The organism is Zobellia galactanivorans (assembly GCF_000973105.1).
Lineage (GTDB): Bacteria > Bacteroidota > Bacteroidia > Flavobacteriales > Flavobacteriaceae > Zobellia > Zobellia galactanivorans.
In genome coordinates this window covers 386,803-399,962 of record NC_015844.1, presented here as the reverse complement: position 1 = coordinate 399,962, position 13,160 = coordinate 386,803, and the positions used below count along the sequence as shown (strand labels likewise).

13 protein-coding genes are annotated in these 13,160 nt (G+C 45.1%); 10 read left to right on the top strand and 3 right to left on the bottom strand.

All coding sequences use genetic code 11. The features are described 5' to 3' along the window. Positions 1-75 precede the first annotated feature (75 nt). A complete protein-coding gene (locus ZOBGAL_RS01460; RefSeq protein WP_013991697.1) occupies positions 76-1,893 on the top strand; it encodes a hypothetical protein in 1,818 nt (605 codons plus the stop codon). 60 nt (positions 1,894-1,953) lie between these two features. Here ZOBGAL_RS01460 and ZOBGAL_RS01455 read toward each other — a convergent pair whose 3' ends face one another. The 3 genes from ZOBGAL_RS01455 to ZOBGAL_RS01445 all read right to left on the bottom strand — a co-directional run bounded on the left by ZOBGAL_RS01455 (position 1,954) and on the right by ZOBGAL_RS01445 (position 3,854). Then, complete coding sequence (locus ZOBGAL_RS01455) at positions 1,954-2,472, bottom strand: GNAT family N-acetyltransferase (protein WP_013991696.1); 519 nt, start codon at positions 2,470-2,472, stop codon at positions 1,954-1,956. Positions 2,473-2,569: 97 nt separating this feature from the next. Beyond that, positions 2,570-3,130, bottom strand: a complete 561-nt coding sequence (locus ZOBGAL_RS01450) for a type ISP restriction/modification enzyme (protein WP_013991695.1) — start codon at positions 3,128-3,130, stop codon at positions 2,570-2,572. After that, on the bottom strand, positions 3,120-3,854 hold the full coding sequence (locus ZOBGAL_RS01445; protein WP_013991694.1) for a DUF542 domain-containing protein: 735 nt from the start codon (positions 3,852-3,854) through the stop codon (positions 3,120-3,122). The genes ZOBGAL_RS01450 and ZOBGAL_RS01445 overlap by 11 nt, the downstream gene beginning before the upstream one ends. A gap of 583 nt (positions 3,855-4,437) precedes the next feature. On the opposite strand from ZOBGAL_RS01445, the gene ZOBGAL_RS01440 reads away from it, so the two are divergent. From ZOBGAL_RS01440 to ZOBGAL_RS01400, 9 genes are all read left to right on the top strand, one after another. Further along, a complete protein-coding gene (locus tag ZOBGAL_RS01440) occupies positions 4,438-5,331 on the top strand; it encodes a LysR family transcriptional regulator (RefSeq protein WP_013991693.1) in 894 nt (297 codons plus the stop codon). Between the two features lie 232 nt (positions 5,332-5,563). Continuing rightward, positions 5,564-6,199 carry a peroxiredoxin gene (locus ZOBGAL_RS01435; RefSeq protein WP_013991692.1) on the top strand — a complete coding sequence of 212 codons (636 nt, stop codon included), beginning with the start codon at positions 5,564-5,566 and terminating at the stop codon, positions 6,197-6,199. Positions 6,200-6,218: 19 nt separating this feature from the next. Continuing rightward, on the top strand, positions 6,219-8,039 hold the full coding sequence (locus ZOBGAL_RS01430; protein ID WP_013991691.1) for an assimilatory sulfite reductase (NADPH) flavoprotein subunit: 1,821 nt from the start codon (positions 6,219-6,221) through the stop codon (positions 8,037-8,039). A 41-nt stretch (positions 8,040-8,080) separates the two neighbouring features. Further along, positions 8,081-9,781, top strand: a complete 1,701-nt coding sequence (gene cysI / locus ZOBGAL_RS01425) for an assimilatory sulfite reductase (NADPH) hemoprotein subunit (protein ID WP_013991690.1) — start codon at positions 8,081-8,083, stop codon at positions 9,779-9,781. A gap of 119 nt (positions 9,782-9,900) precedes the next feature. Beyond that, positions 9,901-10,335 (top strand): RrF2 family transcriptional regulator, encoded by a 435-nt coding sequence (locus tag ZOBGAL_RS01420; RefSeq protein WP_046287689.1) that lies wholly within the window; start codon positions 9,901-9,903, stop codon positions 10,333-10,335. Positions 10,336-10,422: 87 nt separating this feature from the next. Next, positions 10,423-10,812 (top strand): group III truncated hemoglobin, encoded by a 390-nt coding sequence (locus ZOBGAL_RS01415; protein WP_013991688.1) that lies wholly within the window; start codon positions 10,423-10,425, stop codon positions 10,810-10,812. After that, positions 10,809-11,246, top strand: a complete 438-nt coding sequence (locus ZOBGAL_RS01410) for a hypothetical protein (protein ID WP_013991687.1) — start codon at positions 10,809-10,811, stop codon at positions 11,244-11,246. Before ZOBGAL_RS01415 ends, ZOBGAL_RS01410 begins: the two co-directional genes overlap by 4 nt. Positions 11,247-11,249: 3 nt before the next feature. After that, positions 11,250-12,164 (top strand): tryptophan 2,3-dioxygenase family protein, encoded by a 915-nt coding sequence (locus ZOBGAL_RS01405; RefSeq protein ID WP_013991686.1) that lies wholly within the window; start codon positions 11,250-11,252, stop codon positions 12,162-12,164. A 262-nt stretch (positions 12,165-12,426) separates the two neighbouring features. Beyond that, on the top strand, positions 12,427-12,972 hold the full coding sequence (locus ZOBGAL_RS01400) for a M23 family metallopeptidase (protein WP_013991684.1): 546 nt from the start codon (positions 12,427-12,429) through the stop codon (positions 12,970-12,972). The last annotated feature ends 188 nt before the right edge of the window (positions 12,973-13,160 follow it).

Genomic DNA, 13,160 nt, shown 5'->3' with positions numbered 1-13,160 from the left:
TCTTTTCCCTGTGTAACACAAAGGGGAAGACCAAAGGCCTCTTAATTAGAAAGATCTTTAAATTAAAAAACAATCATGAAAAGAAGGGATTTTATAGCATTGTCGGGAGTTGGCGTAGGTTCATCCCTATTTGCATATCCGACGATTGATTCGTTGTTTAAGAATAAAATTAAATGGCAAAAAGCAAGTGACGGCAAATTGTTTCATCAGGTAAGTTGTGATGGTATTCCTTTGGTTGGATCGGAACAGTTGGGACTCTTGAATGCCAATATACGTATTTCCGATAGTCGGCATCGAACAAAACTCGATCCGGAAAATAATCGTGGAAAGTTGGCAGGTTTGAAATTGAATCTGGCACACCAGCTTAAAACATCCGGGTTGTTGGGGGAAGATGTACTCGAGGCGACCTTGTCAATTGAAAATCAGAGCAAAGATGCAACCCTTATAGATATAGCTTTTACAACTGCGGCACAACCTTCGGCTAAGGTCGGGGGACAAAAAATCTATATCCCCATATCGGCCACGGCACTTAATAAGGATCCGCGGTATACAGAATTTGGTAGTGCCGATTTCCTCCAGGAGTGCGAGCAAAAAATAGGAGAAGACAGTTTCAGCTGTCATTATTTGGAACCTATGGCCAGCACCCCAAATGAACAAAAGACCAAAGCCTTGCTATTAGCTCCGGTGATTCATATTGAAAATGATAGTTCAACATGGAGGGTCGCCCTTTTTACACCTTCCGACCAACCCTATCGTTTCGCGACGATCAAGGATGGTGGGAAAAGAAATGGTTGGGAGGCGACGCGCACAGTTGAAGTAAAAGCGAATCAAAAAATGGAATTGAAGTGTTATCTTCTTTGCCATAAAGGGGAGGCCGATACAGCATGGAAGGCATTTCACAAATTGGCCCACACCGATAAGTTGGAACCTATTGATTGGTTGCACGACGTAAAGGTGCATTATTACGATTTCTTATCATCGGCCAAGGGTGAATATGGCTTAAGGGGCGATGGTTATGAAGCCGACCTTTCACATTTCTGGGACTTTAAAATAGGACTGGCAACGCAACATGGATATTATCCATATATAGGAGATTTTTTAGATCCAAATCGTAAAGATTGGTTGGCTATGCAAGGAGACGCGGCCGGCCCGGCCCATATGTCTATACAAAAAATGAAAGATCGTATAAGCGCTACTCGAAAGATGGGTTCCCGTGCTGGGGTTTATATGCATACCGTTCTTTTTGACGAAGGCTCTCCATTGTTCAATTCCCTTCAAGACTCTATTTTAATCGACCCTAACGGTCAAAAAAAAGGTTTTAAATGGATAGGCCCTGACACAGTTAAACGAAATTGGTGGATGTCTTTTGCCGCCGAGGATTGGAGAAATCATATACTAAAACAAGTAGAATATATCATGGAGATACTGGATCCAGATGCCATTGTGTTTGACGAAACTTTTGTATGTCTGGGTTATGATCACCATCCTGATCGTATGGGGCCATTGTCTACTTACAGTATACCTTTGTTTAAGGAAATTCGAAAAGTGATTCGTTCTTATGGGGAAGAAAAGGCCTTGATCACTAGTGATTGCGGTGGGTCTAATATGGTTATGTGGGCTGATGCCGATGGAGGGGACCACTCTTATCCAAAATTGTTGGGAAATCCTCTTTATCGGCAAGAGCCGATACGTTATAAGGCGGCCCTAGGTCAAAAGCCTTGGGTTCCCTGTTCATGGCATTTCCTTAAAATGTGGGACGAGCAAATGGATCTGGCCCAAAAAACAGGTAGTGCGATAGGTGTTTCAAATGGGTGGATCGAATTCAATGGTCTGCACGGCCTTGATGAGCAAACTAGCGCACGCCTAATCAGCGATATTAACCAACTCTATTGAGCCAATGAACTTTATTCACTAGTTTCTATCTCTAAAATTATTGTCTTTGGACCGGGCAGACTAGGGTCGGTTTAATCGAATCTCGAACAGGCATACATCCGCTCCGTGATAGTGCGTCGGTAGGCCCTCGGTGTTTTTTAGCTTTTTTATTCCCAAAAAATCAAAGCCGCAGCGCGTATAGTGATCGATCAACCTTTGGTTATTGCCGCAGGTATCCATTCTGATGAATTGTCTGTCTTGCCCTTTAGCAAATCCTATGGCCCAATCCACAATGATTTTTACAAAGTTGTTGCCCCTAAAATCGGGGTTCGTGGCAATTCTATGGATATATATGGAAACAGGGTTGTCATCTTCTTCCCAAATATTGGGATCGCTGAAGGTTATCGCCCAAACACAGGCGATTTGATCGTCGATCAGTAATTTAAACTGTCTGTTCTCGGTAATCTCGCCACGTATCAAGGCTTCCTCGAAAACCGGCCATTGGTTTTCGGGGAATTTGATTTTCTGAAAATCGGTAGCGACTTTATAGAGCTCGAAAATCTTTGAAGTATCTTCCTTGGTACAGTTTTGTATTTCCATTTTTTCTTCGATTCATCTAGGTTTGTATTCCTTTCTTAGCAACTTTTTTGCTGTCCAGATCCGTTATTTTCCTTGCGTGTTCTAAGGTAAATCTTTTCTATGGACTTGCTTTTGTGGTGGCGAGGGCGATTTGCTTTAAAATGTGCGCTATGTCTTCCTTGTGCTTTTCAATAAGGGGCGCTTGCAACTTATGATATGCCCTGAGCGCTAAGCCAAGGCCTGCTAATTGCCAAAAAAAGTTGGGATCCTTGGGATAGGGGATGCGAAACGAATCGTTTTTAAGGGCCGTATTGTGAGCTTTCTGATAGGTGGGTGAATGCCATATCGCGTAGATGTAGCCCATTAGGTCTTTGTGGTCAAAGGTGTCTTTGTACTCGTTTCGGACTTCGGGATTATTGGCCATACACATGTTTCCGTGTTCGTCTTTTTCGGGAACAAAGCTCAGTCCTAATGCCCTTTCCATGTTTGGGACAATTTTAGGGCCAAGGTCAAAGGGGGGAGGGGCCTTCTCCGGGTTTTCCGTGGTAAGGGGCTTGAGTAGGGTCTCTATGTTTTTTACATAGGTCATAAGCATAGCCCCCGAAACGCAAAAGTCCGTTGTTGCTTCCGATGCTTCCCCCATGTTTTTTGATGCTTTGCCATCGGCCTTATAGCTCATGTTTCAGTTCTTTTTCCAAGGTCTTGATTTTGGGGAAAAGGATGTTGTTCTCTAAATGGATATGTACCAACAGGTCGTTCACGAATTCTTGAAGCGCCGTAAAGGCGGTTTGGTAGGCATCGCGGCCATCATCGGGTAGGGCATAGTTGTTGGTTAGCTCCACAATATGACTGAAACGCTCGCTTTCGGTCTTGTGGGCGTTCTTCATCTTTAAAACAGGGTTTTTCAGACTCCCGAATTGACTCTTGGTCAATTTTACCCTTGAGTGTTCGGCCTTTACCATTTTACGGACAGACGGAAAAAGAAAGAGTTCTTCATTCTCCATTTGGCTCGTAAATTTCATAACGGAATCATTGAACTGTTCGGAAAGGGCTATGAGTTCAGGATGTCTTTCGCCATTTGTTTCGGCCAGTTCTTCTAACTGCGCCTTGACGATCGGTGCGTTTTTCTTTATGTAGCGGTGATGTTTTTTTTCAATATAATCGACCAGCAGGTCTAAAGGCCAAGACACAAAGTCGATGTTTTCCTCGCTTTCGAGACTTTGAATGGCTTCTACTTCCTCTAGTAGGAGTTGGGCATCCAGTTGATGTTCTTCGGCGACTTGGGGAATCGTTCTATTTCCTAAAAAATAAAAATTGATTCCGTGCTTTTTGAAGATTTTGACCGTGCGAAAATCCTCGGCAACGATTTGTCCGATAGGTTTTTTCGATAAAATATGCATCATTGATTTGAAGTTAAGTAAGGGGGCAGCTTGTTGACATGGACTTTAGTCGCAGGCTGTCCCAAAATAGCTGCTTGCCACGTAGCAGACGTGTTCGGGTTTATTCATGACGATTGTTAGAACAAGGCTAGGCCCGTGAAAAACAATCTAGGTTTTTTAAAGAATATTTTTTGTATCAAAGCTTGTCAAAGCTTCTATTATTGCAGGAAATTCAGGGTTGACAAAAGATTGATATCGGTTGAACTACAAAAATAATAAATTGATCGTATTTGAGGGCTATGTAGACCCATCCTAATTTAATTTAATACTTCGGTTTTATGTCGAGATGGTCTGTGTTCGCTGTCGGATACTTATATTTTATTCCGCATATTTGTGATTTTTTCCATCGATAAAAATTAAGGAGGAGATCTTGCTCCTTTAAGAATAAGGCTCGAAAATTCTTTTCTATGATGCTCATTTATAGTGGTAAAAAACAATTCGGAAGGGCAGGGCTACTTGAAGGAAGCTGCTGATAAAAGGGGAGAACGACGGAGCTTAAAGTGTAGGGTTTCAGTTTTCCGTTGAGGAAATATACGTATTATTGTACATGTTCGATTTTCGCTTAAAAGTTTTTTATACGGTTGCAAGAAGGCTCAACTTTACCAAGGCGGCCGAGGAGCTGCTGATATCGCAACCCGCGGTAACCAAGCATATCAAAGAATTGGAAAGTGGTTTCAACTTGGCACTTTTTGACCGAAAGGGCAACAAGGTCGTGCTCTCTCCCGCAGGGGAGGTATTGTTGAAACATACCGAGGATATCATGGATATCTACAGGCAAATCGAATTTGACCTGAACCAGTTTAACCAAACCCTCAAAGGGGTATTGCACATCGGTTCAAGTACCTCCATTACCCAATACATCCTCCCTCCCTTGTTGGCCCGATTCCATAGCATTCATCAAGACGTAAAGGTGGAGTTGCTCAGCGGTAATTCCGAACAGATAGAACAGGCCCTCTTGAACAAAAGTATTGAGCTCGGGGTCGTCGAGGGAAAATCCAAAAGGCGCGAGATCCACTATACCCCGTTCTTGAAAGATGAGATCGTTTTGGTGTGCAGTAGCAAGAACCATCTGATCAAAAAAGAGGAAATCCGTCCCGAGGAACTGAAAAACATCCCCTTGCTTCTTAGGGAACCGGGTTCGGGAACCTTGGAAGTGATCGCCAATGCCCTAAAGGAAAAAGGGATTCGTTTGGCCGACCTAAAAATTGAAATGCAATTGGGCAGTACGGAAGCGATCAAGTCGTACCTACAGCATTCCGATTGCATGGCTTTCTTGTCTTTGCATGCCGTTCTTAAAGAGCTTGAGAATAATGAACTGAAAATAATAGAAATCAAAAAAATGCCCATTCCCAGACATTTTTACTTTATTACGCCACAGGGTCCCGAAGGCGGCTTACCGGCCTTGTTGATCCAGTTCTTGATCCGAAATCACAAATTGTAAAACCTCATTGTTGCACAAGGTCTAAGCAAACGCTTGTCGCGTTCAAGGGCTTCTTTCTTACATTTTATCATAACTATTTTATTGAAAATCTCGCATTAGTATAACTTCAGGTTATTATAAATCAAAATTTGCTATGAGCGATTCATCGGGCTGGCGGTTACCTTTGTCTTCACGGAAAGCTAGAACCGACAGGTACGATGCTTTAATACATAACCAAATAAAAAGTAAAACAATGAGTTTAAGAATTGGAGACTACGCACCTAATTTTTCAGCCCAGACCACGTTGGGTGAAATTGATTTTCACCAATGGTTGGGAGATAGCTGGGGAATCATTTATTCCCACCCCGCCGACTTTACCCCTGTTTGTACTACCGAGCTTGGCCGTACCGCACAGCTAAAGGACGAATTTGAAAAAAGGGGCACCAAGGTGGCCGCGATAAGTACAGACGATTTAGATTCCCATATTGGGTGGATTGATGATATCAACGAAACCCAAAACACTCAGGTTGAGTTCCCTATAATTGCCGATGCCGATAAAAAGGTAGCTACGCTCTATAACATGATCCATCCTAATTTTTCTACCACGGCAACCGTACGTTCGGTGTATTTTATAGACCCCGACAAAAAGATACAGGCCATCATTACCTATCCGGCCTCTACCGGAAGGAACTTTGCCGAAATTTTACGCGTACTCGATAGCTTACAGCTTACGGCCGCACACAGTGTGGCTACACCTGTAGATTGGGAGCCAGGGCAAGATGTTATTATTTCCCCTTCGGTAAAGCAGGAAGATGTCGAGGCTAAATTCCCAAAAGGGCATCGCGTTATAAAGCCTTATTTGAGGTATACGCCACAGCCTAACAAATAACCTGAAATTATTATAAAGCATGGAACTGAAAAAGGGATTGGAAAGAGGTCCGTTCAACGATAGGCAGGCGGAAAAACTCAGTGAGGCACTGTCGGGACTCGATACGGAACAGCTTTCTTGGCTTAGCGGATATTTTTCGGGCCTCGGCCAAACATCGGCCACAACTGTTGCTGTAACCGATACGAATGTAGGCATTCCAGCCCAGGCCCTTGCCGAAGCAAAGCCGGAAAAACTGAATATTTTGTTCGGCACCCATACGGGAAACAGTGAGGCCCTGGCCCAAAACCTTGCCCTAGAGGCCAAGGAAAGAGGGGTGGAAGTCGAGGTTTCCGATATGGCTTCCTTTAAGACCCGTGACCTGAAGAAAATCAAAAACCTGGCAGTGATCGTGAGTACCCACGGATTGGGCGAACCCCCTGTACAGGCCGAAGACCTTCATAAATACCTTCACGGTAAAAAGGCGCCCGATCTTTCCCATCTCAATTTTTCGGTTCTAGCGCTTGGTGATAGCAGTTATGTCGATTTCTGCCAGACCGGTAAGGATTTTGACGCCGTTCTGGAAAAGTTGGGGGCAAAGCGACTCGCACCCCGTCAAGATTGCGATGTAGATTATGGGGAAACGGCGGAGGCCTGGCAAAAAACACTTTTGGACAGCCTTGTAAAGTTAACTCCCGAAACGGGCACCCCAACTGAGCCGAGCAATGAAACCGCAACGGTCGGGGAGGTGAAGTACTCCCGGAAAAACCGCTTTGAGGCGACGGTTTTGGAAAAGATAAACCTTAACGGAAAAGGCTCCTCAAAAGAGACGGTACATATTGAATTGGACCTGGAAGGTTCGGGCCTAAAGTATGAGCCTGGGGATGCTTTGGGCGTATACGGCAGCAATTCCCCCAAATTTGTCCAGTCCGTTTTAGAGGCAACAAACCTTTCGGGCGAAGAATTGGTGGAAAGCCATGCAGGGGAAAAAACCTTGCGCGATGCCCTTACCTATGATTATGAACTCACCCCGTTGACCAAAACCACCCTATCGAAATATGCCGAGTTGACTGACAGTGCACGATTAAAGAACATCTTGGCGGACCCTAGCTTGGTTCCTGAATACCTCCAGGGACGCGATATCTTGGATTTGATAAAAGAGGAAGCCCACGGTTTTTCGGCCAAGGAACTGATTTCGGTCTTACGGAAAAATACCCCGCGTATGTATTCGATCGCTTCTTCGCAAGAGGCGGTAGAAGACGAAGTGCACCTATTGGTGTCGGTAGTGCGCTATCAAGCTTATGGAAGGGATAAGGAAGGGCTCTGTTCAACTACCATTGCCGACCGCTTGGAAGTGGGCGACAAGGTGGAGGTATTTGTGGACAGGAACACCCGTTTTAAGCTTCCGGAAAATCCTGATGCCCCTGTCATAATGGTAGGTCCTGGTACGGGGGTTGCCCCTTTTAGGGCCTTTATGCAGCATCTTGAGGTATCCGAAAATAGAAGGCCTTCGTGGCTTTTCTTCGGAGATCGGAATTTTACCACCGACTTCCTATACCAAACCGAATGGCAACAATACCTGAAAGAAGGGGTGCTGACCAAGGCCGATGTGGCCTTTTCCCGAGATCAGGAACAAAAACAGTACGTGCAACACAGGATGTTGGAAAATGGCAAGGAATTGTTCGATTGGCTGGAAAACGGCGCCCATTTTTATGTTTGTGGCGATGCCCAAAAAATGGCCAAGGACGTAGACCTCGCCCTAAAAGAGATCATTCGGCAGCAGGGAGGCGTAACGCTTGAAAAAGCGGAAGAGTATGTAAAAAACCTTCAATTGGCAAACCGGTATCAAGCGGATATTTATTAACTCGGTCGGGTATTGGTAGCAACAGCCCGTAAAATACAAGTATGGACAAACAATTTGCACAAGATAATCTGTCGGAAGACGAACATATCAAAGATAAAAGTGACTTTCTTAGGGGAAGCATAAAGGAAAGCCTAAAGGATCGTTTGACCGGGGCCTTAGACCCCGACGATGTCAAGCTTATCAAATATCACGGGTCGTACCAACAATACGACAGGGACCTCGAGAGCGAGCGTAAGCAACAAAAATTGGAGCCCCTATACCAGTTCATGGTCAGGGTAAGGGCCGCTGGTGGCATTACCACCCCTGAACAATGGTTGGCCCTCGACGGACTCTCCGACGAACACGGCAACGGTACACTGAAACTGACCACGAGGCAATCCTTCCAGTTTCACGGGATATTAAAGCGAGGGTTAAAACCAACGATCCAGGCCGTGAACGAGGTCTTGTTGAGTACCCTTGCCACCTGTGGCGACGTGAACCGAAATGTAATGTGCAACCCCAACCCCTACCAATCGGCCATACACCAGGAGGTCTATGCCCTCGCCGGTGAGATAAGTAATTATTTCCTTCCGAAGACCACGGCCTATCACGAGATCTGGCTCGACAAGGAAAAAGTGGCGGGGACACCCGATTTTGAACCCCTTTACCACCACACCTATTTGCCTCGCAAATTTAAGATCGCACTGGCCATTCCGCCCCATAACGATATCGACGTTTTTGCCAATGACCTCGGGCTGATTGCCATTGAGGAAAACAATAAGCTTAAAGGTTTCAATATTTGTGTCGGAGGCGGACTCGGAAGTACGCTAGGGAACAAGGCCACTTACCCACGGCTGGCCGATGTCATAGGTTTTGCACCTAAGAACAAAGTCATAGAGGTGGCCGAAACCATAATCGGTATCCAGAGGGATTACGGGAACCGATCCGACCGCAAGTTGTCTAGGTTGAAGCATACCATAGACGATAGGGGGCTCGAGTGGTTTGTAAGCGAACTGAACACCCGATTGGGATGGAAGCTCCAGAGTCCGAAACCCTATCGGTTTGTGTCGAATGGCGATACCTATGGCTGGCTCAAAGGGGTAAACCAAAAATGGTTCTATACCTTGTTCGTAGAACACGGAAGGGTCAAGAACGAAGAAGGTTATACCTTAAAGGAGGCGCTAAGGGAAATCGCCCACATCCATAAGGGGGACTTCAGGTTGACGGGAAACCAGAACCTGATTATTGGAAACGTCGAAGAAAAAGATAAGGAAGGGATTGAAGCTATCTTAAGGAATCACGGGATCAAAGACCACAGAAAGCTTACCGGCCTCCGAAAAAACTCCATGGCCTGTGTGGCTTTGGGTACTTGCGGACTCGCCTTTGCCGAATCGGAACGTTACCTTCCTTCCTTGATCGACAAGCTCGATGTAATCATGCGAAAACATGGACTTGAGGAAGACGAGATCAATATTCGAATGACCGGCTGCCCCAATAACTGTGCCCGTTCTTCCCTCGGGGAAATCGGTTTCGTTGGCCGTGCCATTGGGCGCTATAACCTGTACTTGGGAGCGAGCCACAATGGCGATAGGTTAAATTCGCTCTACAAGGAAATGTTGTCTGAGGAAGATATCCTTGCGGAATTGGAACCCATTATAGCGGCCTATGCGCAGGAACGGGAAGCCAAGGAAACTTTTGGCGATTTTGTGATCCGAAAGGAAATCGTGGAAACCAGCCATCGCCCGTTACAATTGCTTCAATAGGGAGGGAACCTATGTCGACAATAGGGTATGCTAGGATTTCAACACGGGCAATTCTTTATTCTGATAATTTTGTCCGAAATAAAAAAGCCATTATCTTTGCCGTATCCAATAGACAAAAAATGTTTTCAAAAGCTTGTGAATACGGCATCAGGGCAACGACCTATATCGCCCTACAGTCCATGCAAAACAGAAGGGTAAGCCTAAAGGAGATCTCTGAAGAAATCGGATCTCCTACGGCATTTACGGCCAAGGTGCTGCATCAATTGGCCAAAAACAACATCTTGGACTCAACTAAGGGGCCTTCGGGCGGGTTTCAGATTGCAAAGGAACGAATCGACGGTATAAAACTGGGCGATGTCGTCTTCGCTATCGATGGTGATTCTATCTATGAAGGTTGCGGTCTAGGCCTGGATAAATGTAGTAATGATAGGCCTTGCCCCGTACACGATAAGTTTGCCGTGGTTCGCGATGAACTAAAACATATGTTGGAGCATACCAGCCTCCTTGAATTGGCAACAGGTTTGGAAACCGGGGAAACCTATTTAAAAAGGTAAAAACCTTCCCATTAATGATGATATAATGGTCAAAATATCTAAATCTGTAAGCTGGCGGAAGCCCAAACCCCTAAAAGCCCTTTTTTGATGAAACGAGAGATACTGCATTTGGAAGATGTACAACTTTTGGTAGATACCTTTTATACCAAGGTAAGGCAAGATGGGCTATTGGGCCCCATTTTTGAAAATGTGATCCAAGACCAATGGTCGAAGCACCTGAATAAAATGTACACTTTTTGGCAAACCGTGCTCTTGGGCGAACATACGTATTCGGGACATCCGTTTATGCCCCATATCGATCTTCCGATTGAAAAGCGGCATTTCGAGCGCTGGCTTGAACTTTTCTACCAAACTTTGGACGAAAATTTTGAAGGGGAAAAGGCGGATGAGGCCAAATGGAGGGCGTCGAAGATGGCCGAAATGTTCCTATACAAACTTACCTATTTCAGAAATTCAGGTTCAACCCATCTCATATGACCATAAAAGTCAAGTATCCCCTGGCATTGGCGTCCGTGTTTCTGTGGATCGGCTTCGTTGGGGCCATTAGTTTTATGGAGGCCTGGCTGAAATTCAGGGCACCGGGGATTACCATTCCCTTGGGGCTCGGTATAGGGCGCTTGGTTTTCAATGCCCTCAACAAGGTCGAATGGGTTCTGGCCCTCGTGGTTTTAATCAACCTACTAATCGTAAATGACGGTGTTTTTTCCAAAAGGACCATCACTTATTTTATTGCGCTCTTGGGCTTGGCGATTCAAACAGGATGGCTTTTGCCGGCATTGGACCTTCGGGCCGAACTGCTTATTCAAAACTTAGAGCCGGGAGCTTCATATCTTCATTTTTATTATGTCGGGATTGAGATGGTCAAAATACTTTGCCTCTTTATCTTTGGCATCAAACTTTTTAAAACCTAAGAAATGTCCGATACAGGAAATAAAATCAAGGAAAAGTACGAACATTTGGGAGAGAACCCCGAAACCTATCTTGAGGGACTTCTACATGCCAAACCTATTAATTACTGGGATTATGTAGAGGTTGATACCTTGCTTTCGCTTCAAAAGCCCCGTACGGATTTTAAGGACGAAACGATCTTTATCATGTACCATCAGGTGACGGAGCTTTTGCTAAAGATGATGCGCCACGAATTGGAACAGATCGTTGATGAGGAGAAGATTACCGAAGCTTTTTTATTGACCAAATTGGGAAGGGTCAACCGCTATACCACCATGCTGATCACTTCTTTCGATATCATGAAAGACGGTATGGATTATGACGATTTCAACCAATTCAGAAAGGCATTGACACCGGCCAGCGGCTTTCAGAGTGCCCAGTTCCGTTATATCGAAATTCTATGTACAAGCCTTGGTAACCTGGTCAATGACGAAGGAAAGAAAAGGTTGCCTGCCGAAGCCTCGGTCGAAGATTACTTTGAACAGATCTATTGGAAGGATGCCGGGTTGAACCGAAAAACGGGCAAAAAGACCCTGATGATGGAGCAGTTTGAGGAAAAATACCTGGAAAGCCTGATGGCCTGGGCCAAAAAAGTGCAGGGCCGTACGGTTGAAGATAGGGTGTTGGAGGTGCAAAATCCGTCCGTAGCGCTCACCGAAAAGCTTAGGGATTTCGACCGGCTATACAATATAGAATGGCCCCTGGTACATTTAAGGACGGCGGAACACTATCTGAACAGCAAAGGGGAGAACAAGGCCGCTACAGGGGGGTCGGAATGGAAAAAATACCTGCACCCCAAATACCAACAACGCAAGTTTTTCCCGCTATTGTGGACCGAGAGTGAAAAAAAGCACTGGGGAGAAACCGCAGACCTTAATTAAGGGAACAGCGGTTCAAACTGGGGTAGGGGATATAGGGAAGTATAAAAGGGGGCTTCCCTTCCGACATTAAACCACAATATGCCAATCTTTTGCCTATCCCATAGATGTCCCGATTTTTTGTGTTCCAAAGAAACCAGACCTTCCTTGTCCCTTCAGCAACTAGGTTTACACCGCTTCAAAACCTGTTTAGGGGATGCAATGGGGGAAATCGGTATATTTGATGCTGATACCCTTGGTTTTAGAGGTTTGAAAAACGTTGACAATGGATTATTTCAAGAAGGTTTGGCGCTACTTGCTCGTAGTTACGGTTTTTACTTCCTGTGGAAAGGATGCGGTTGATACTTCGCCCCTTGTACTGTCATATGTGCCCATAGATTTTTCAAAATTGGAATCCGTTGTGGCTTTTGGGGAAGAGATCAATGCCGAAAAGAAGAGTCCCGCCATAGAATACATCCTTCTCGATGCCAATGCCGATATCCATGCCATGGCATCGGGCTATGTTGAAGCTTTGGTCATGAACGAAGGTATTGCCGATTATGAAATACGGGTAAGAAATAAGAAATCGCCCGACTGGCTCGTCATTTATGACCATGTTTTAGATGTAAAGGTTTCCGAGGGCGACCCTATTGATCCGGGAATGGTCTTAGGTAAGGTAGGAATCGGTCAACGAACCGAAATACAGCTCAATGTAAAGACCAAGGGAACCGAATTGTCGTATTGTCCCTTGGGCAACGCAAGCCCTGAATTTGTAAGGGAACACCAAGCGTTTATATCAGATTGGTGTCTTGAAGATTCGGTAGTGCCATAGCGTTCTCAGCCGACCGAAATGCTAGACTAGCGCTTTTTGTGTAAACATAAGGGCCGTGAATTGCTTCTTTTTAAAGGTAGAAACCGATAACATCCTTTGGCGGGGTAGGTCGTAAAAAAATCCCTTTTAATTTTTTTAAAACTGACGAAGGTCATTCTTGGCCTCGGGAAAAATGCTAAGCTTTGTAA